Annotated in this window: 23 protein-coding genes; 20 read left to right on the top strand and 3 right to left on the bottom strand. The window is 35.3% G+C overall.

Features of this window, described 5'->3' with window-relative positions; genetic code table 11:
• Positions 1 to 36: 36 nt before the first annotated feature.
• From JZO76_RS00245 to JZO76_RS00275, 7 genes are read left to right on the top strand one after another with little or no spacing between them, the layout of a single operon-like run.
• Positions 37 to 459 carry a DUF1617 family protein gene (locus tag JZO76_RS00245; RefSeq protein ID WP_206902169.1) on the top strand — a complete coding sequence of 141 codons (423 nt, stop codon included), beginning with the start codon at positions 37 to 39 and terminating at the stop codon, positions 457 to 459.
• Position 460: 1 nt separating this feature from the next.
• Positions 461 to 694, top strand: a complete 234-nt coding sequence (locus tag JZO76_RS00250; protein WP_206902170.1) for a hypothetical protein — start codon at positions 461 to 463, stop codon at positions 692 to 694.
• Positions 695 to 721: 27 nt separating this feature from the next.
• Entirely contained in the window at positions 722 to 1,108 is a 387-nt protein-coding gene (locus JZO76_RS00255) for a hypothetical protein (protein WP_206902171.1), read from the top strand.
• Positions 1,101 to 1,415, top strand: coding sequence for a hypothetical protein (locus tag JZO76_RS00260; protein WP_206902172.1), 315 nt, complete (start codon positions 1,101 to 1,103; stop codon positions 1,413 to 1,415). The genes JZO76_RS00255 and JZO76_RS00260 overlap by 8 nt, the downstream gene beginning before the upstream one ends.
• Before the next feature lies 1 nt (position 1,416).
• Entirely contained in the window at positions 1,417 to 1,767 is a 351-nt protein-coding gene (locus tag JZO76_RS00265) for a phage holin (protein WP_206902173.1), read from the top strand.
• Positions 1,760 to 2,068, top strand: coding sequence for a hypothetical protein (locus JZO76_RS00270; protein ID WP_206902174.1), 309 nt, complete (start codon positions 1,760 to 1,762; stop codon positions 2,066 to 2,068). Before JZO76_RS00265 ends, JZO76_RS00270 begins: the two co-directional genes overlap by 8 nt.
• Entirely contained in the window at positions 2,069 to 2,791 is a 723-nt protein-coding gene (locus JZO76_RS00275; protein ID WP_206902175.1) for a peptidoglycan recognition protein family protein, read from the top strand.
• Between the two features lie 63 nt (positions 2,792 to 2,854).
• On the opposite strand, the gene JZO76_RS00280 is transcribed toward JZO76_RS00275, so the two are convergent.
• The gene (locus JZO76_RS00280; protein ID WP_206902176.1) at positions 2,855 to 3,517 is read right to left on the bottom strand and encodes a DUF5067 domain-containing protein; all 663 of its coding nucleotides are present in this window, start codon (positions 3,515 to 3,517) and stop codon (positions 2,855 to 2,857) included.
• A gap of 106 nt (positions 3,518 to 3,623) precedes the next feature.
• Between JZO76_RS00280 and comGC the strand changes: the two genes are divergently transcribed.
• The 10 genes from comGC to JZO76_RS00330 all read left to right on the top strand — a co-directional run bounded on the left by comGC (position 3,624) and on the right by JZO76_RS00330 (position 11,476).
• Positions 3,624 to 3,884: a competence type IV pilus major pilin ComGC gene (gene comGC, locus JZO76_RS00285; protein WP_206902177.1), complete on the top strand. Its 261-nt coding sequence runs from the start codon at positions 3,624 to 3,626 to the stop codon at positions 3,882 to 3,884.
• Between the two features lie 4 nt (positions 3,885 to 3,888).
• Positions 3,889 to 4,314 (top strand): competence type IV pilus minor pilin ComGD, encoded by a 426-nt coding sequence (gene comGD, locus JZO76_RS00290; RefSeq protein ID WP_206902178.1) that lies wholly within the window; start codon positions 3,889 to 3,891, stop codon positions 4,312 to 4,314.
• The gene (locus JZO76_RS00295; RefSeq protein WP_303753751.1) at positions 4,286 to 4,606 is read left to right on the top strand and encodes a hypothetical protein; all 321 of its coding nucleotides are present in this window, start codon (positions 4,286 to 4,288) and stop codon (positions 4,604 to 4,606) included. The genes comGD and JZO76_RS00295 overlap by 29 nt, the downstream gene beginning before the upstream one ends.
• Positions 4,596 to 5,015, top strand: a complete 420-nt coding sequence (comGF, locus tag JZO76_RS00300) for a competence type IV pilus minor pilin ComGF (protein WP_206902180.1) — start codon at positions 4,596 to 4,598, stop codon at positions 5,013 to 5,015. Before JZO76_RS00295 ends, comGF begins: the two co-directional genes overlap by 11 nt.
• Positions 4,993 to 5,376, top strand: coding sequence for a competence type IV pilus minor pilin ComGG (gene comGG / locus JZO76_RS00305; protein WP_206902181.1), 384 nt, complete (start codon positions 4,993 to 4,995; stop codon positions 5,374 to 5,376). The genes comGF and comGG overlap by 23 nt, the downstream gene beginning before the upstream one ends.
• Before the next feature lie 187 nt (positions 5,377 to 5,563).
• A complete protein-coding gene (locus JZO76_RS00310; RefSeq protein ID WP_206902182.1) occupies positions 5,564 to 6,565 on the top strand; it encodes a class I SAM-dependent methyltransferase in 1,002 nt (333 codons plus the stop codon).
• Between the two features lie 20 nt (positions 6,566 to 6,585).
• A complete protein-coding gene (locus tag JZO76_RS00315; protein ID WP_206902183.1) occupies positions 6,586 to 7,767 on the top strand; it encodes an acetate/propionate family kinase in 1,182 nt (393 codons plus the stop codon).
• 222 nt (positions 7,768 to 7,989) lie between these two features.
• Positions 7,990 to 9,393, top strand: a complete 1,404-nt coding sequence (lacG, locus tag JZO76_RS00320) for a 6-phospho-beta-galactosidase (protein WP_206902184.1) — start codon at positions 7,990 to 7,992, stop codon at positions 9,391 to 9,393.
• A gap of 60 nt (positions 9,394 to 9,453) precedes the next feature.
• The gene (locus tag JZO76_RS00325; protein WP_206902185.1) at positions 9,454 to 9,774 is read left to right on the top strand and encodes a PTS lactose/cellobiose transporter subunit IIA; all 321 of its coding nucleotides are present in this window, start codon (positions 9,454 to 9,456) and stop codon (positions 9,772 to 9,774) included.
• Between the two features lie 19 nt (positions 9,775 to 9,793).
• Positions 9,794 to 11,476: a PTS lactose transporter subunit IIBC gene (locus JZO76_RS00330; RefSeq protein WP_206902186.1), complete on the top strand. Its 1,683-nt coding sequence runs from the start codon at positions 9,794 to 9,796 to the stop codon at positions 11,474 to 11,476.
• A 54-nt stretch (positions 11,477 to 11,530) separates the two neighbouring features.
• Here JZO76_RS00330 and JZO76_RS00335 read toward each other — a convergent pair whose 3' ends face one another.
• The gene (locus JZO76_RS00335) at positions 11,531 to 12,541 is read right to left on the bottom strand and encodes a LacI family DNA-binding transcriptional regulator (RefSeq protein WP_206902187.1); all 1,011 of its coding nucleotides are present in this window, start codon (positions 12,539 to 12,541) and stop codon (positions 11,531 to 11,533) included.
• 144 nt (positions 12,542 to 12,685) lie between these two features.
• On the opposite strand from JZO76_RS00335, the gene JZO76_RS00340 reads away from it, so the two are divergent.
• Positions 12,686 to 13,459, top strand: a complete 774-nt coding sequence (locus JZO76_RS00340) for a GNAT family N-acetyltransferase (protein WP_242595709.1) — start codon at positions 12,686 to 12,688, stop codon at positions 13,457 to 13,459.
• 506 nt (positions 13,460 to 13,965) lie between these two features.
• On the opposite strand, the gene JZO76_RS00345 is transcribed toward JZO76_RS00340, so the two are convergent.
• Positions 13,966 to 14,478 carry a TetR/AcrR family transcriptional regulator gene (locus tag JZO76_RS00345; protein ID WP_206902188.1) on the bottom strand — a complete coding sequence of 171 codons (513 nt, stop codon included), beginning with the start codon at positions 14,476 to 14,478 and terminating at the stop codon, positions 13,966 to 13,968.
• Between the two features lie 132 nt (positions 14,479 to 14,610).
• Here JZO76_RS00345 and JZO76_RS00350 point away from each other — a divergent pair, with 132 nt between their 5' ends.
• Entirely contained in the window at positions 14,611 to 15,522 is a 912-nt protein-coding gene (locus JZO76_RS00350) for a ketopantoate reductase family protein (RefSeq protein WP_206902189.1), read from the top strand.
• Positions 15,523 to 16,075: 553 nt separating this feature from the next.
• Positions 16,076 to 17,044, top strand: coding sequence for an SIS domain-containing protein (locus JZO76_RS00355; RefSeq protein ID WP_206902190.1), 969 nt, complete (start codon positions 16,076 to 16,078; stop codon positions 17,042 to 17,044).
• Positions 17,045 to 17,110: the final 66 nt, after the last annotated feature.

A 17,110-nucleotide genomic window follows, 5' to 3' on the forward strand; every position in this document is an offset into this window, starting at 1 on the left:
TTGTAGTGCTCTTTTAATTTTTTAGGAGGTAAACAGATGAAAATCAAAATCAAAAATAAAGAATTAGTCAATGTAGAGCAATTTCTTGGAAATCTAACAATGAAGGGAAAACAGAGTATTGCACGATCACGTATGTTGCAAATCTTGGAAAAGAAACAAAAAGAATTCGCAGAAGATCGTAAGTCAATTGTAATCGCCTATGCAGAGAAAGATGATAAAGGTGAAGCAATCGTCAAAGAAGATGGGACTTACGAATTATCAACAAAAGGTAATGCAGAAGCGTCTAAAGAGATTGCTGACTTATTAGAAGAAGATGCTGTCATTGACTATGGTGAATACTCTAGTCGCCTTAATGACTTAGAAAAATTTATCATCGAATTTGACGATGAAGTATCTGGTAATGTCGCTCAAGGATTTTTTGTTTTAGTAACAGCATTTGAAAATAAGGAGGAAAAATAATATGAATAACAATTTTAAAATCACAAATATGGTATTTGACTACTATTCTGATCCTATGAACGTAGGAGTCAATTTCACTGCAGAATTTGAAAGTGGCAATAACATTGCTGGGAAAGTTAATTTGACAATGGATGAGTTTAATTCAAATACTGGCGGATTGGTCGGCTATTCTAAAATGATTAAAGACAAACTTGTCGCTGATTTTGAAGGCTTAGCGGCAGCAAATTCTAAATAAAGTCGGAAGTCGGGAAGTTGGTGAGGTATGTCAGATTTAAAAAAGAGATTGCGTCACGATTGGCAGTTTATATTAATTGCCTTGACAACAGCAGGAATAGGAATAAATTTTTTAATCCATCCTGGCCTGCTGGAAGATAAGTCCACATACGCTTTTATCATGAACGTTTTAGATGATGCCGTATTTTCTGTGCCAATTATGGTCGCGGGAATTATTGGTGTCATTTTATTTTTGTTTGGTAAAAAGCAGTATCGTTCTTTTCTCCTAGTTTTCTATCAATTTGTCTGGATGATTTTGCTATTAGCCTACGCTTGGCGAGCAATTAGTGGTTTCCAAAATAGTAGCTGGATTATGGCATTATGCATAAACGTTGCCATTTTTCTGCTTGCTTTGTGGGGTGATACTGATGGCTGATTATCAATGGGCAATCACTCTCGGTGGGGCAGCCATTGGTGCATTGGCAACTCTGTTTGCGACACGATCGACAAATAGCACCACGTTGGCCAAGACAAATAATGATAACGCAGTGCAGCTCTTTGAGCAGTACAAAATGTTGAACGAACAACTACAGTCTAAAGTAGACAGATTGGAAAGCAAATTGGAAAGCTTACAAGAGAAGTATGAAAAAGAAATTGCCTTCTATCAAAAAGAAATCGAGCGATTAGAAGATGAGAACGAAATGTTGGTATCTGAATTGGAAAATTTGAAAGGTGGAAAATAATATGGAACAAATCACAAATGCGTTATTTCAAGCTGCTTCATTAATTATCGTAGCCGTCATTGGCTACGTTGCCAATCGCGTTACGGCATATTTTAAAAAAGAGGGAATTCTAACTGAGTTGGAAAATAAGCGGGCTTATGCCGAAATCGCTGTGGCCGCAGCGCAACAGATGTTTAAAGAAGCAGATGGTCCGGAGAAGTTTAATCGTGCTAAAAGTAAGTTGGTTGATTTTTTGAACAAAAACAAGATTACGTTCACAGAAGACGAACTAAACGTACTAATTGAATCTGCAGTGAAATCGATGAAAGATGGCGTTAGTGAAGGGCTGAAGGAGGGAAATGAAAATGTTTGAAGCAGGTCAAAAAGTCAAAATTCACGGAAAATTCATTGTCAAAACAATCGGCGAGGAATTCGTTGAGCTAGATCCATATTTACAAGGTGGCATTCCATCAGTAGAAAAATTTGAAAAGCAAGGATTCACAGAAGTTGCTGAAAGTGGTGAAGTCAAAAATTTTGACGGATTCACAGTTGGTGACTTTTTTGCTTTGGATGGAACATTTAGTGTCGTTCGTTCAAATGAAATCTTTTGCAAATTGATGGTTGGAGATCAAATGGTATCTGTACCGATCAACAAAGTCTTGGAGGTGGCGTAAATGGTTGTAAGTTATTCTGGAATCGCAGGCAGACGTGGAAAGAATCCAACACGAATTGTGCTTCATAATGACGGTGGTAGTCAGGGGGCTACTGCCGCTTTTTATAAGTCTTGGTTGGAAAACCATAATCCGGAACTCGGGTTTGCACACGAATATATTGCCTCTGACGGTACTTATCAAGCTGAAAACGCTGGAAATTGCGCTTGGCATTGTGCGAACGTAGCTGGAAATCGTGATTACTATGGCATTGAAATTTGTCAATCTTTAGGCAATGAAGCAACATTTAAAGCGAACGAACAAAAAGCATTTAAGCGCGCAGCGCAATTATGTAAGCAGTGGGGATTGAATCCGTCAACTGCTATTTTCCCTTTGCATCGTGAATTAAGCTCTACCGATTGTCCGCACCGTTCGTTTGCTTTACACGGGAAATCGAATGCAGCTGTTAAAGCATATTACGTGGAACAAGTTAAAAAATACTATAACGGAGGTACTCAAATGGCTAAATACGCAACAGAACCTGGAACTTATGAGGTAATCAAAGTTGGATCAGCTGGATATGAATATCTTTTTGATGATGTTGGTCGTAAGTCAAAACGAAGAGTTCGGCTTGCGAAAGGTAGCAGAATCTATTTTAGAGAATTACAAAAATACGGTAGCATTCGTGTGGCCAAAACAGCAGTAGGATTTATGACAGCTAATTTAGAATATGTAAAGAAAGTTTAATTAGTAAAACCCCGGTCTCAATTAAGAGATCGGGGTTATTTTTTTTGTTTAATTAGCAATCATTTATTTCGATAAGTTAATTACAAGAGGTTCATTCTCGCTTGTTGGCATATCTTCTGAAAGTGATACATTAACAGGTTTAACAGTATTATTTAAAAGGATTCCAGTTGCGCATTGTACACTTTTCCCTGGTAATAATTCGGCATAGCTTTTTTCTTCAAATTCCTCATAGAATTTATTTTGTTCGGAAATCGCCGTATTATAAGTATCAACATCTTCAATAGTGCTCCCATCATCATTATACATAGGATATAGAGCTTCTGCTGCATCAAATTTACCTACATCTTCGGTTAAATCAAATTCAGATGTTTCATCTTGTTGTTTGAAAGTTAGTAACGAAAGTATGTCATTAGGGACTAGGTTATCTTCAGATTTATTTTCTACTGTATACCAAATGATAAGTCCATCTTCATCAGTAGGATTGCTATGTCCGACTTGCGTTTTATCAATGGTTAGTTTGTAATTAACGCCGGTCAAAGTTTTATCTTTAAAAGACATCTCAAAAGCATCTTTTTCACTGCTGTTTTGAGTAGAAGCGTTTATCTCGGTAGTTGATTCAGTAGAGGATGGCGATTTTATTTCGTTTGAATTTGTTTCTTTGGTTGTTGAGCAACCTGATACAAAAAATCCAGCTAAAACTAAAACTCCTAATAACATCTTTTTCATTTGATCCCCGCCTTCACTTTTTCATATTTAAATTTTAGCAAAGGTTCATAAAAAAGCCTACTCAAAACGGTAGCGCCAAACAATATATTTACTTACGATTATCGAAATGTTAGTTGTGTTATTTATTATTAGTATTTTATTGCTGCTTTTTGTACCCAATTTATCACAACAAAAAGATGAAGCACAAAAAGGAAGTGAAGCTGCCATCGTTAAGACGGTTGCGACACAAATTGAATTGTATGAATTAAATTATGATAAAAAGGCTACAGGAGAAGATTTGATAGAAAAAAATTATGTCACAAAAGAACAGTGGGAAATCTATGAAAGACATGCTGAAGAAAATAGTCCAAAAAAGCCTATGCCATAAGAAAATGCCTGCCTTTACTCTCGCAGAATCTTTAGTCGTACTCGTTGTTATTACTTCTTTTTTATTAATTCCGGTGTTAATTTTGCGTCCGGCTGAAGAAAAAGTGAAAGTGGAAATATTTCTAGCACAGTTTGAGCAGAATTTTTTATTATTGCAACAGACTGCAATTGCCCAACAAGTCGGAACGACACTTGAAATTAATCGGGAGGAACAGTTGCTGCATTTTAAAATTTCCGAACATAAAAGCTATCCTGATTTGCAAATTCCGACAGAGTTGTCTTATAAAATGCCAGATAGTATCACAATAAGTGCAACAACGGGAAATTATTCTGGGATGGATACTGTAACCTTCGAGTGGGAAAATCGCAATCAAAGGATCGAATACGTGTATCAGATGGGAAGTGGCCGTTTTGTCAAAACCATTACCTAAAGCTTTTATTTTGCTGGAAGCTGTGGTGGCACTTACCATTTTAACAGGTTGTGCCTTAATTTTAATCCAGCAACAACAGCAGTTACTAACGCAAAGCAACAACGCCAAAGAACGATTGACACAAAGCCGCATAATGTATGAAGAGGCAAAAATTATCCTGCGACAAGGTGGCAAGCTTACCCAGACTCTAATTTATGATGACCAAAGCTACCATATTCGCTATAATCCGCAAGCTTATCATTTTTATTGTGAGACAGACGGTGTGGTAATGGAGGTGCAACTTGAAAATTAAAGCATTTACCCTCTTAGAATGTTTGATAGCATTATTAATTTTCAATTTATGTTTATTGTTGATTACGGGGCTTTTCTTACGAACGATCCGCCTAAAAGAGCATATTATGAGTAGAGAAGAGCAGGAGTTTGCAACGTTTATGTTTCAATTAGAAAATGAGCTACAAAATACTAGCATGATTTCTTGTACAGAGGCCATTTTAAAGTGTAAAGATCAAAAAGGGCAGACAATCTCGATTGAAAAAGGGCAAAACATGATTCGAAAAAAAGTGGATAAGTTAGGGCATCAACCGCTTTTAATGGATGTTTACCATTTACGGTTTTCAAAAGATTTAACTACGAAAAGTGTGACGTTAAAAGTATTCTTTCAATCTGGGAGGGTTTGTTATGGGAAATGGGTGGAAAACTAAACCAAAAGCAAGTGTCTTACTTTCCGCATTATTATTAGTCGCATTGCTGAGCCTGGTTAGTTATGGGGTTTTAACACACCATTTTATTACTGTAACAGGTACGATAAAAGCAGAAAGGTTGTACCGCGCCAAAACGATGCAAGAATTATTTTTCGTTTACTATTTCACACTACCAATTGAAGAACGTAAAAAAGGTGTCGTGAACTTTTCACAAGGAAAGTGTGAATTTGCCAAAGAAAAGGACAGTCTGAAACTTACAATCCGGGTGGATAAACAAAGTTTTCATTTTTTGGTTAGTAAAACAGAGCTGACAAAGCTTTCTCAACGTTTTAAAGATAACAAAAAATCTGTTTCGGATTAGGAATATAACAGTTGCTGAGAAAACCTTACCATTTGTGTTTCTCAGCTTTTTGGTATCCTTCTCAAAAAAGCCTTATGTTCGTTGTTTCACAAACAAAAATATGAATTTTTGATTGATAATTTTTTAGGAATCGGCTATCATTAAACAGGTACAAAAGGTGTTATAATCTCCAGAAAGAAGGTGTCATATGTTTCCTGATCAATTCGAAAAAGCTTTTTCATTGAATCTTGAAGCAGTCCAACTGCTGCAAAATGCTTTGGGGTCCTCATTTCTGGATGCATACATCGAGAATGTGGAAAACCAATTGGATGGATTTACTGTACGAATCTTAGATGGTGTACCAAATGCTGAGACTGTTGGGAAAATCGAAGCATTATACACAGAGCTAAAGGAAATCCCTTTAGCAGGAGAAGATTTACGGAAGTTATCCCAATTACTTTTATTAAAAGGTAGTAAGACAGAAAAGTTGCAAGCCAATCATCAGTTAACACCAGATGGGTTAGGATTTTTGTTTGTTTATTTATTGGAGCAGTTTTATTCTGACAAAAAACAAAGCTTAACTATTTTTGATCCAGCAGTGGGAATGGGGAATTTATTATTAACAGCCCTGTTAAACTTAAAAATTGCTGGTTATGAAGCAAAGGGTGTTGGTGTCGATATCGACGATACGTTATTGGCGGTCGCAGCGGCAGATGCAGAATGGACTAAAGGGAATATGCAGCTTTTCCATCAAGACAGCTTGCAAGACTTATTATTAGATCCAACTGATGCGGCAATTTCTGATTTACCAATTGGCTACTATCCTAACGATCAAAAAGTGCAAGATTTTATCACCGGTGTCACCCAAGGACATTCATACGCACATCATTTATTGATGGAACAAGCAATGAATTATGTGAAAGACGCGGGCTATGGTTTGTTTTTAGTACCAAGTAATTTACTTGAGTCTGAACAAGCGACATATTTCAAAAAGTGGTTGGCTGAAAAAGTCTTTTTACAAGGTTTAATCCAATTGCCAGACCAACTTTTCCGTTCCGAACAATCACGTAAAAGCATTCTAATCGTGCAAAATCATGGTGAAAATGCAAGTCAAAAGGAAGTCTTTTTAGCAAAATTGGCTTCACTAACAGATGAAAAAGTCATTGCTAAATTCTTTAAACAATTTGAAGACTGGAAGTTAGCTAATTAATTATTTAGAAGGAGAGTAACATGTCTAAAACAATCGCAATCAATGCAGGAAGCTCAAGTTTGAAATGGCAATTGTATCAAATGCCAGAAGAAAGTGTTGTCGCTAAAGGAATCGTGGAAAGAATCGGCTTAAAAGATTCAATCTTCACAATTAAATACGGCGAAGATAAAAAATATAATGAGGTTGTGGATATTCATGACCATGAAGTTGCTGTTAAAATGTTGTTGGATAAATTAATCGATTTAGAAATTTTAGCCAACTATGACGAAATTACCGGTGTTGGTCATCGCGTTGTTCACGGCGGCGAAACATATAAAGATTCTGTTGTTATCGACGATGAAGTAATGGAAAACATCCAAGCATTAGCTGAATTTGCACCATTACATAATCCAGCTAACTTAATGGGAATTCAAGCTTTCAAAAAAATCTTACCAGAAATTATCAGTGTTGCTGTTTTTGATACTTCATTCCACGCGTCAATGCCAAAACACAACTATCTATATAGCTTGCCAATGGAATACTATAATGACTTCAAAGTGCGTAAATATGGCTTCCACGGCACTAGCCATCGCTATGTTTCAGAACGTGCTGCTGAAATGTTAGGTAAACCAATTGAAGAGTTAAAAATTATTACATGCCATTTAGGTAATGGAGCTTCAATCACAGCTGTTGATGGTGGTAAATCTGTTGATACCTCAATGGGCTTCACACCACTTGCTGGTGTAACAATGGGAACACGTTCTGGTGATATTGATCCAGCCGTTTTACCATACTTAATGGATAAATTAAACATCAACATTGAAGAAATGGTTGATATTTTAAATAAAAAATCTGGTTTACTTGGTCTAACAGGTCTTTCCAGCGACATGCGTGATCTTGAAGCAAACTATGATAAAGAAGAAGTAAAAATTGCGTATGATGTCTTCACTGACCGTATTCGCAAATACATTGGCGGCTACGTAACAACAATGAACGGCGTTGATGCAATTGTCTTCACGGCGGGTATCGGTGAAAATGATGCGCACGTGCGTAATGAAGTTATTAAAGGCATGACTTGGTTTGGTTGCGAAATCGATTCAGAGAAAAATAAAGTTCGCGGTGAAGAACTAGACATCTCTACACCAGAATCAAAAGTAAAAGTATTACTAATTCCAACTGACGAAGAATTAATGATTGCCCGTGACGTAGAACGTTTACGTTAATTTAGAGCTTGAAATAGGCGTATAGGTAGTTCAACTACCTATACGCCTATTTTTTTACACTTAAATAAATTAATTTACTAAAAATAGACAATAAATTTAGAAAAACGTTTACAATTTAAAGAAATTATGATACATTCGATTAGTAAATAAATTCACTAATTAAAGTATATTTATTTTATTAACAGGTTTTAGAACGGATTTAGAAGATAAGGAGATAATACAATGCTAAAAAAATTACCAAAAGATTTCATTATGGGCGGTGCTACGGCTGCTTATCAATGTGAAGGTTCTACAGATGTTGATGGTAAAGGACAAGTTGCCTGGGATCAATTTTTAGTTGAAAAAGGTCGATATTCAGCGAATCCGGCTAGTGACTTTTATAATCAATACGCAGTGGATATCGCGTTATGTAAAAAATTCAAAATTGATAGTATTCGTATGTCTATTTCTTGGAGTAGAATTTTTCCAAATGGATATGGCGAAATTAATCATAAAGGTGTGGAATATTATCACAAAGTTTTTGCAGAATGTAAAAAACAAGGGGTGATTCCTTTTGTAACATTGCATCACTTCGATACACCAAAATCATTGTTTGATGATGGAGATTTTTTAAATCGAAAGAATATAGACTACTTTGTTGATTATGCAAAATTTTGTTTTGAAGAATTTACTGAAGTTTATTATTGGAGTACTTTTAACGAAATTTACCCTGTTGCTTCCAATCAATACTTATTAGGTTCGTTTCCACCCGAGGTACAATTTGATATCGCAAAAACAGTGACTTGCTTACACAATATGATGTATGCACATGCCCGAGCAGTAAATGTATTTAAAGAAGGAAACTATGCTGGTGAAATTGGAGTTGTACACTCGTTAGAGACAAAATATCCAGCTAGTGAAAGTCTTAAAGATAGACATGCTGCAGCGTTGGATGATGCTTTATCAATCAAATTTTTGTTAGATGCAACTTATTTTGGTTATTATTCGCCAGAAACGATGGAATTGGTTAATGAGATATTAGCCGCAAATAGTCAAACTGTTGAAATAGATGAAGAAGATTTTATTGAAATGAAAAAAGCATCAAATCGAAATGATTTTTTAGGGATTAACAACTATGGAAGTCACTGGGTTAAAGCGTATGATGGCGAAAGCAAGCTTCATTACAATACTACTGGTGAAAAAGGAACGCAGGTATACCAAATTAAGGGGATTGGTGAGCGAATAGTAAGAGAGGATTTACCTAAAACTGATTGGGATTGGATTATTTATCCTAAGGGGCTATATGATTTGTTGATTCGCATCAAAAATGAATACCCTAATTACAATAAAATATTTATTACAGAAAATGGTCTGGGGTATAAAGATGAATTTGAAGAAGGTATTATCATGGATGATGCACGTATTGACTATGTCCGGCAACATTTTAATTCTATTGCAGATGCGTGTGAAGAAGGTGTAAATGTAGCTGGATATTTCATCTGGTCATTGATGGATGTATTCTCATGGGTCAACGGTTACACCAAGCGGTATGGACTATTTTACATTGATTTTGAAACACAGAAACGTTATCCAAAAGAATCGGCTTATTGGTATAAGTTTGTGAGTGAAACAAAAACCATTATCTAAAAAATGTAAAGGCAGAGGTATTTTCTTACTTCGATCATAATAAATTAGGAGGAATTAAAAATGAATAAGGAAGAGTTAGCAATGTTAGGCTTTGAAATTGTTGCTTATGCAGGGGATGCTCGCAGTAGCTTGTTAAAAGCATTACAAGATGTTCGATTGGGAAACTTCGATAGCTATGAAGCTCTTTTAGCAGATGCAGATGAAAATTTGAAATTGGCACATAATGCACAAACAAAGGCATTAGCTGAAGAAGCTAGCGGTACAAATTTGGAAATTGGATTTATTTTTATTCACGGACAAGATCATCTAATGACAACGATTTTACTTCGTGAACTTGTTCAAGATTTTATTTCTCTTTATCAAGAAAAGTACGGAAATTAGAAAGGAAGGAAGTTGTAAAATGAACGTTATTATTAAGCAAATTGAAAAAATGAAACCGTTTTTCGAAAAAATATCTCGTAATATCTATCTCGGAGCAATTCGAGATGGGTTCCTAACAGCAATGCCTGCGATTTTATTTTCAAGTATTTTCATTATGATTGCCGCAGTGCCAGAAGTGTTTGGTATTGCACTACCAGAAGCATTTGCCAATTGGTTATGGAAAGTTTATGGATACTCAATGGGCTTTGTGGGCTTATTGGTTGCAGGAACAACAGCACGTTGTTTGGCTAATTCAATGAATCGAAGACTATCAGATTCTGGCAAACAAATTAATGAAATTTCCGTTATGCTTGCTTCAATTATAAGCTTTTTATTACTTGGTGCCGATCAAATCGATGGGGGTATTTCTACCGGATATATGGGAACAAAAGGTTTAATTGCTGCTTTTATCGCTGCATTTATTACGGTAAACGTATATAAATTTTGTGTGAAACGTGATTTAACAATCAAAATGCCAAAAGAAGTACCCGGTACTATTACCCAGATGTTTCGAGATATTATTCCTTTTTCAATTGCGGCTTTTATTGCTGCAATATTAGATGTTTTAGTACGAATGGCAACAGAAGCTTCCTTGGCAGAATCAGTTATTGAGTTACTACAACCGCTATTTTCTGCGGCTGATGGCTACGTAGGTATTGCTATTATCTGGGGAGCAATGGCGTTATTCTGGTTTGTTGGTGTACATGGTCCATCTATTGTAGAGCCAGCAATTGCTGCCATTATATATGCAAACGTTGAAACGAACTTTGAACTTTTCAAAAACGGTGAGCAAGCATCAAAAGTTTTAACTGTGGGGTTAGGAAATTTTGTCGGTACAATGGGAGGAACAGGAGCTACTTTGGTCGTGCCATTTTTATTCATGCTGTTTGCGAAATCCAAACAACTAAAAGCAGTTGGTAAAGCATCGTTTATTCCAGTCTGTTTTGCAGTAAATGAACCGTTATTATTTGCTGCTCCTGTTATCTTGAATCCTTATTTTTTCGTGCCATTTCTTCTAGCTCCAATGGTGAATGTGTGTATCTTTAAATTCTTTGTTGATGTGCTCAGTATGAATAGTTTCATTTCTGTTTTACCGTGGGCTACTCCAGCACCAATTGGGTTAGTAATGGGAACAGGCTTTGCCCCGTTAGCCTTTGTTTTAGCAGGCGTATTATTATTGGTTGATACGGTAATTTATTTACCCTTTATTAAAGCTTATGATGCAGAATTAGTATTAGAAGAAGCTAAGAATATCGAAGTAGCAGAGGTAAAAGAAGAATTAACCCACGTAGTTGAAACAGTTGGAGCTACGGCAGCAACTGTCATCTCACAATTGGATGATACAGTTGACGCAGAAAAAAAAGTATTGGTCTTATGTGCGGGAGCAGGAACTTCTGCAATGTTAGCAAACGCATTGGAAGAAGGGGCTAAAGAAACGGGGGTTAAGCTAAAGGCACAAGCAGGCGCATATGGCTCACATTATGATATTATGAAAAATTTTGATTTAGTTATTTTAGCTCCTCAAGTTAACGCCTATTTAGAGGATATAAGAAAAGACGCAGATAAATTGGGGGTAAAAGTAGTCGCGACAAAAGGGGCGGAATATATCAGTTTGACCAACAATCCAAAAGGAGCAATTGATTTTGTTCTTTCTGCTATATAGCGGAATAAAAAAGGCTTCAAAAGATAACGGTGAATTATCTTTTGAAGCCTTTTTCTAATTTGAATTTGTGAAGGGAATAAAACTTTTCCGTACAACTAAATTGGCACTTAATAATATAGTTTTGGTGATGTCGCGAGGATAGACCAACTGATCTGACAATAAATCGATAGTTGATTTTGCCATTTCTTCGATATCAATATGAAAAGTGGAAAGTGGAGGCGTGACAAATTTTGCCATTTCGTAATCATTCACACTGATGAGTGCCATTTGGTTTGGTAAAAATACGCCTTTATCATTAAAGCCTTGTAGCGCACCCACAGCAATTGTATCAGAAGCAATAAAACAGGCCTCTGGTAGATCATCTTTCAAAGAATCTACCATTTCTTTTGCCAATTCAATCCCAGTTTCCATTGTAAATTTACCTTTAGTAAAAATGTACTTTTCATTTAATAACCCTTTATTAGCCAAATGTTCACGAAAAGCTCGTTCACGATTATCTAACTCTTCTTTTTTTGTACTTGGATTAAAAAACTTTCCTCCGATAAAGCCAATTTTTGTAAATCCTTCAGCTAGAAATAAGTCAATAGCTTCACGTGTCATCTCTCTGGTATTAGAATCAACGGTATCAAAAAGTTTTGGGGTGGGATTAATCCCACGTACTACCCCTTTAATTCCCTTTTCATACAGTACAGTTAACTCTTCTTTTGTAATAGGGCCAATTGCAATGAAGCCTGAAACATCTTCTGGAATAGATTCAATCCCTTTTTCTCTACTAATAAAAACCAGTTCCATACCAGCTATCTTGCCATATTTTTTAAGTCCGTCTTTTAAATTTCTAAAAAAAACATCTTCTTGCACTTCTGATTCAGATAGCCAAAATAAGACAGCAATTTTGTATAAAGTAGTTTTAATTTTAGACCGATCATACCCCATTGTAAGAGCGGTTGTAATGATTTTTTCTTTAGTTTTTGGCGTTATCGCTAAAGACTCATCGCCTTTAAAAAGGCGTGAAATCGTTGCTGATGAGAAGCCTGACTGTTTTGCAATTTCTCTTATTGTTACCATAAAGCTCCCCCTTTTTAATAATTATACTAAATAAATTTACAAAAAACTATGGTATATGTTTATTCCTTTCATTTGGAGTAGAAGAAGCTGAGCTTGATTTGTTTAAATAACCCAGGTAGGTAAGTATTTACTTTATAAGCTATAATGAATTGGAAAGTTAGGTACATTATTTTTACGATTGGAGAATATATGCATACAATAACAGAACAATTTGCTCTTGATATTGGCTGTTCTATAGCTGACTTAACTACAGATGTTTTTTGTTATGGACAACCGACAAAAGAAATGTTTTCCTATCATAGATTTGCCGGTGTTGCGCTTATTTATCAAGGAAAACTTTATGTACGGGCAAATAGCGCACCTTTACTGGCGCAATTAAAAAAACAATATCAAGGCAAAAACAATCAGTGGTTTTTTGAATTACAAAATATTCAAACTTTCCAAGCGATTTTAGCAGAAAATGGTTATTCTTTAAATGAGTGGGGCACGTTTTTACTTCCTCAAAAAATAGTCAATAAAGAAGATGAGGCCATAAAAATTTTTTATGAAGAAGATATTAAGCAATTTAAAAATCAAAAGAATTTTGATCAATGTTTCGCCGATAGCGATGAAGACCCTGACAAAATAGGGGTTGCCTATCAAATGAATGGTGAAATTATCGGGATGGCCGGCTGTAATGAAAATGGCGAATACTGTTACGAAATTGGTATGAATATTTTGCCACATTATCGTAAACAAGGATTGGCGACAAAGTTAATTCAAAAGCTTACAGCTGAAATTAGGCATGGGACGAATAATACGAAGATTCCGGTGGCAAGAACGGAATTTTCACATACAGATTCTATTAATGCTTTTTTGAATGCAGGCTATAAAATGGGTTGGACGGCGATTAGTTTTGTGAAAAAAGATGATGATTAACTTGGGTTATCAAAAATAGTACTTCAATAACAAATCGTGGCATGATATTGCTACTTTTTTCATTGAAAAAGTCTTACGAGCAATTGTTTTAAGCGATAGATTGAATTAGCTGTTAGTTCCTCAGCGTCTAAAACTTACTACCTCATCAAGTAGTACCTAAGGTGATAGAAGCACAAAAGATTCCTTAAAGAATGTTTCTGACAATATTGCTTTAGTTTGCTTAACTTTTTATCAGGGAATGTAGCAATTACTAAGATTTTTCTGGGGGTGTCCTAGCTACTTATCTCCATGAAGGTGTTTAGGTGTTTCTAAGTCATTTTTAGGTGATTGGAAGGATAAATGAGTTGGATTTTATCTTATCTGTGGAATTGTCAAAAAATGTTTAGGGATTTAGGTGTATGTAAATTCATGAAGAGTTTGAGTATTACTACATCGGTGTGCGTGTAAACAAATAGAGCGTTAGCTTTTGTCGCTAACGCTCCTGTAGTTTGTGTCTAAGTTGGTATTTATGATTTCGTAAGTTCAATAAAGTTTTGATGTTGCCTTAAAAATCTTGTAAAGTCTGAAATTATCTTTTCAGAAGGCTCGTTGGTTGTAAGCAAGTGTGTCAGTACGCCTACCAAACCATTGGTGATAAAGATTGCGTTCACCTCTGAGACAGAATAGTTTTCTGTCAGTAAGAAGTCTCTCAATTGAGTAGTAAAGAAACCCTGAGTATCTGCTTTTAGTAATAAGGAAATCATGTCTTTTTTAGTTAACATATATTCGAGGGTTTTTGTTAAGTGATCTGCATTTTCTTCATGTTCTGCACAAAATTCAGTTAAACTTCTAATCTCTTCCTTAATTACTTGTTCAAGTAAATCATACTTGTCCAGATAATTAAGATAGAATGTTCCTCTATTAATATCAGCTACTTCACACAATTTGCTTACTGTGAGTTGTTCAAAGCTTTCTTTTGCGATAACTTCATAAAACGCATTGACAATATTAGCTTGCGTCTTCCGTTTCCTTCTATCCATAATCATTCATCCTTTTATGTTGAGTAATCAACATATTTCTAAATCTGTTGATTGCTTTGAATATTTCTTTAACTTACTATAACTTTCAGATGTTGATTAATCAACACGTGTCTATTATGGAGGTATTTAATTATGAAAATATTGATTTATGGTGCTGGTATTCAAGGAAGTTACTTAGCACATAGTTTAGCTCAAAACTCTCATAACCAAGTCATAATGTTGGCTCGTAATAAAAGATTAGCTCAATTGCGATCAGATAATTTAGTTCTTTATCATCAATTACAAAAGAAACGTACAGTTGATACGTTAACGTATGTTGAACAACTTAACGCAGATGATTTTTATGACATCATTTTTGTTACTATGAAATATAGTGATTTTGAGAGTGTGTTACCTGTTTTAGCTGCCAACATGAGTGAAAATATCATATTTGTAGGAAATCAAATGGATACCTTGTATCTTGAAACCCAATTAATGAGTCTTGCAACAAGTAATAAGAATGTATCCTTTGGTTTCCAAACAACAGGCGGTACTAGAAAAGAAGACCTGATAACAATCTTAAGGTTTGGAAAAGGGAAGCTTAAGATCAATTCATCTGTTAATACCTCTAAGCTTGAACCTATTCTTGAAGCTATTTTTTCTAATACGAGTTATACATGGGAAATAGATAAAAAATTAGATGATTGGCTTAAAACTCATGCTGCTTTGGTTACGGTATTAAATACCTTCGACAAGCTTCAAGCTGGTATTAGTAATAAAAAAGAGAAAAAAGAGCTAATGCGTTTAGCTTCATTAAGTTATAAAGAAGCCTTTCAGATATTAAAAGACAATGGTGTTAAGATCACTCCACCTATGCTGGGCACTGTATTTTCTAACGCTAAAGTAGCTTACAGTATCATGAAGCTTATATTTGCTACTCCTATAATGAAAATGCAAGAAGGTGACTTTCGAGAGATTGAGGCAATGATTGAGTCTTTGCTTAAGTTCCAGAAACAATCTAAAACCTCTATTCCAAACTTTTCAAAATTACTTGCTAGGCTTTAAGCTAGAAAATTCAATGTTCGTAGTATGAAATTTACGAAGACTCTTTTAACCAATTTTGTTAGTACCTTAAGAGATTTTTTTTATCCCGTAGGTATGAGTATTAAAAATAGGCTCCTAAAGTTTTATTTAGGAGCCTATTGGTTGGTTGCTTTGGCTTGTATCCCCTAAGGTTTAAACGGTTAGAGATCATGTAAAAAACATTTTTACGCTGTGTTGTGCGTGTTTGCTAACCGCTAGTGTCGTTGTAAAGATAATAGAACTTCTTTTTATGCGAACATGGTAAGATGACATAGTGACTCATAATTGAATTCTTCCTAGTAGTTTTCTTAGATAAGACTTTTCTAGTTGGGAATTCGGTATGAGTCATTTTTTACGTGTGCACTTAGATTGTAAGTTCAAGAGCAAAAAAATTCTAAGAAACTATTGACCAATAAATAGAAATCGATTACACTAAAAAAGTAAAACGTCATATAACGTTATAAATGTAAAAATGATTTACTGTAAAAACAGGTACGCTATTTAAACAATTTTTTTAAATTTAGGAGGACAAAAAATGGACGTAACCAAAACTGTTGAGAAAATTTTGGCTAAAAATGAAGGGCAGCTTTCAGGTATTTATTTTGTTGCTTGTGGGGGTTCTTTAGTTGACATGTATGTGGCAGAGTACTTTATGAAAGCTGAATCAAGCAAATGTTTTACCGGTTGGTATACTGCTAATGAGTTTTGTCACGTGCCACCGAAAGCTTTAGATGAAAATTCGGTTGTCATTTTATGCTCCCATGGTGGTAATACCAAAGAAACCGTTGCAGCTGGAAACGTGGCACAAAGTCGCGGCGCACAAACAGTGGGGCTAACTCATAATAAAGAAGCTGATTTATTTTCGGTATCAAATTACAGTTTTTTATATGATTGGGGAGCAGATGCTGAAGTGAAAAACAATCCAATGGCGATTATTTTGGATTTAACAGTTTCACTCGTTGCGCAAACAGAAGGGTATGCTCACTATGATAAATTTAAAGAAGGTATGGGCATTATTGATACCGTCGTAAAAAATGCAATTAACCAAGTACAAGAGCGGGTAAAAGTTTTTGCTGATAAATATCAAAATGATACGATGTTCTACATTATGGGCAGTGGACCTAGTTATGGTCACGCTTATGGTTTTTCAATTTGTTCGTTAATGGAGATGCAGTGGTTGGATTCAACTGCTGTCCACTCAGGCGAATATTTCCACGGACCTTTTGAAGTGACAGATCAAGATCGCAATTACATTATGTTAATGAGTGAAGGACGCAGCCGACCACTAGATGAGCGGGCAAAAACTTTCTTACAAGCATATGCTAAAAATGTCGAGTATGTCGATGCAAAAGAATTAGGGTTGGATTTAATTGCACAAGAAGTTAACGAATTTTTCAATCCAATTTTATTCTATAGCGTTTTAGCTGAATACCGCTTAGCGTTAGCTAACGTGCGCCAGCATGATTTAGACGTGCGCCGCTATATGGGAAAAGTTGCTTATTAAAATATTTTTTTAAAGACAGTTGCCAAAACTTCGTAACTGTCTTTCTCTTGAAAAATAAAATATATT

This window comes from Candidatus Enterococcus myersii (genome assembly GCF_017316025.1).
Taxonomy (GTDB): Bacteria; Bacillota; Bacilli; order Lactobacillales; family Enterococcaceae; genus Enterococcus_C; species Enterococcus_C montenegrensis.

What these genes read in the sequence shown, in the direction of transcription:
- JZO76_RS00315 (WP_206902183.1), top strand. Translation starts at nt 6,586, where the DNA reads ATGTCTAAAACAATCGCAATCAATGCAGGAAGCTCAAGTTTGAAATGG.
- JZO76_RS00265 (WP_206902173.1), top strand. Translation starts at nt 1,417, where the DNA reads ATGGAACAAATCACAAATGCGTTATTTCAAGCTGCTTCATTAATTATC.
- JZO76_RS00245 (WP_206902169.1), top strand. Translation starts at nt 37, where the DNA reads ATGAAAATCAAAATCAAAAATAAAGAATTAGTCAATGTAGAGCAATTT.
- JZO76_RS00275 (WP_206902175.1), top strand. Translation starts at nt 2,069, where the DNA reads ATGGTTGTAAGTTATTCTGGAATCGCAGGCAGACGTGGAAAGAATCCA.
- JZO76_RS00250 (WP_206902170.1), top strand. Translation starts at nt 461, where the DNA reads ATGAATAACAATTTTAAAATCACAAATATGGTATTTGACTACTATTCT.
- JZO76_RS00350 (WP_206902189.1), top strand. Translation starts at nt 14,611, where the DNA reads ATGAAAATATTGATTTATGGTGCTGGTATTCAAGGAAGTTACTTAGCA.
- JZO76_RS00260 (WP_206902172.1), top strand. Translation starts at nt 1,101, where the DNA reads ATGGCTGATTATCAATGGGCAATCACTCTCGGTGGGGCAGCCATTGGT.
- JZO76_RS00335 (WP_206902187.1), bottom strand. Translation starts at nt 12,541, where the DNA reads ATGGTAACAATAAGAGAAATTGCAAAACAGTCAGGCTTCTCATCAGCA.
- comGD (WP_206902178.1), top strand. Translation starts at nt 3,889, where the DNA reads ATGCCTGCCTTTACTCTCGCAGAATCTTTAGTCGTACTCGTTGTTATT.
- comGC (WP_206902177.1), top strand. Translation starts at nt 3,624, where the DNA reads ATGTTAGTTGTGTTATTTATTATTAGTATTTTATTGCTGCTTTTTGTA.
- JZO76_RS00255 (WP_206902171.1), top strand. Translation starts at nt 722, where the DNA reads ATGTCAGATTTAAAAAAGAGATTGCGTCACGATTGGCAGTTTATATTA.
- JZO76_RS00310 (WP_206902182.1), top strand. Translation starts at nt 5,564, where the DNA reads ATGTTTCCTGATCAATTCGAAAAAGCTTTTTCATTGAATCTTGAAGCA.
- comGG (WP_206902181.1), top strand. Translation starts at nt 4,993, where the DNA reads ATGGGAAATGGGTGGAAAACTAAACCAAAAGCAAGTGTCTTACTTTCC.
- JZO76_RS00325 (WP_206902185.1), top strand. Translation starts at nt 9,454, where the DNA reads ATGAATAAGGAAGAGTTAGCAATGTTAGGCTTTGAAATTGTTGCTTAT.
- JZO76_RS00330 (WP_206902186.1), top strand. Translation starts at nt 9,794, where the DNA reads ATGAACGTTATTATTAAGCAAATTGAAAAAATGAAACCGTTTTTCGAA.
- lacG (WP_206902184.1), top strand. Translation starts at nt 7,990, where the DNA reads ATGCTAAAAAAATTACCAAAAGATTTCATTATGGGCGGTGCTACGGCT.
- JZO76_RS00280 (WP_206902176.1), bottom strand. Translation starts at nt 3,517, where the DNA reads ATGAAAAAGATGTTATTAGGAGTTTTAGTTTTAGCTGGATTTTTTGTA.
- JZO76_RS00340 (WP_242595709.1), top strand. Translation starts at nt 12,686, where the DNA reads ATGAATTGGAAAGTTAGGTACATTATTTTTACGATTGGAGAATATATG.
- JZO76_RS00345 (WP_206902188.1), bottom strand. Translation starts at nt 14,478, where the DNA reads ATGGATAGAAGGAAACGGAAGACGCAAGCTAATATTGTCAATGCGTTT.
- JZO76_RS00355 (WP_206902190.1), top strand. Translation starts at nt 16,076, where the DNA reads ATGGACGTAACCAAAACTGTTGAGAAAATTTTGGCTAAAAATGAAGGG.
- JZO76_RS00270 (WP_206902174.1), top strand. Translation starts at nt 1,760, where the DNA reads ATGTTTGAAGCAGGTCAAAAAGTCAAAATTCACGGAAAATTCATTGTC.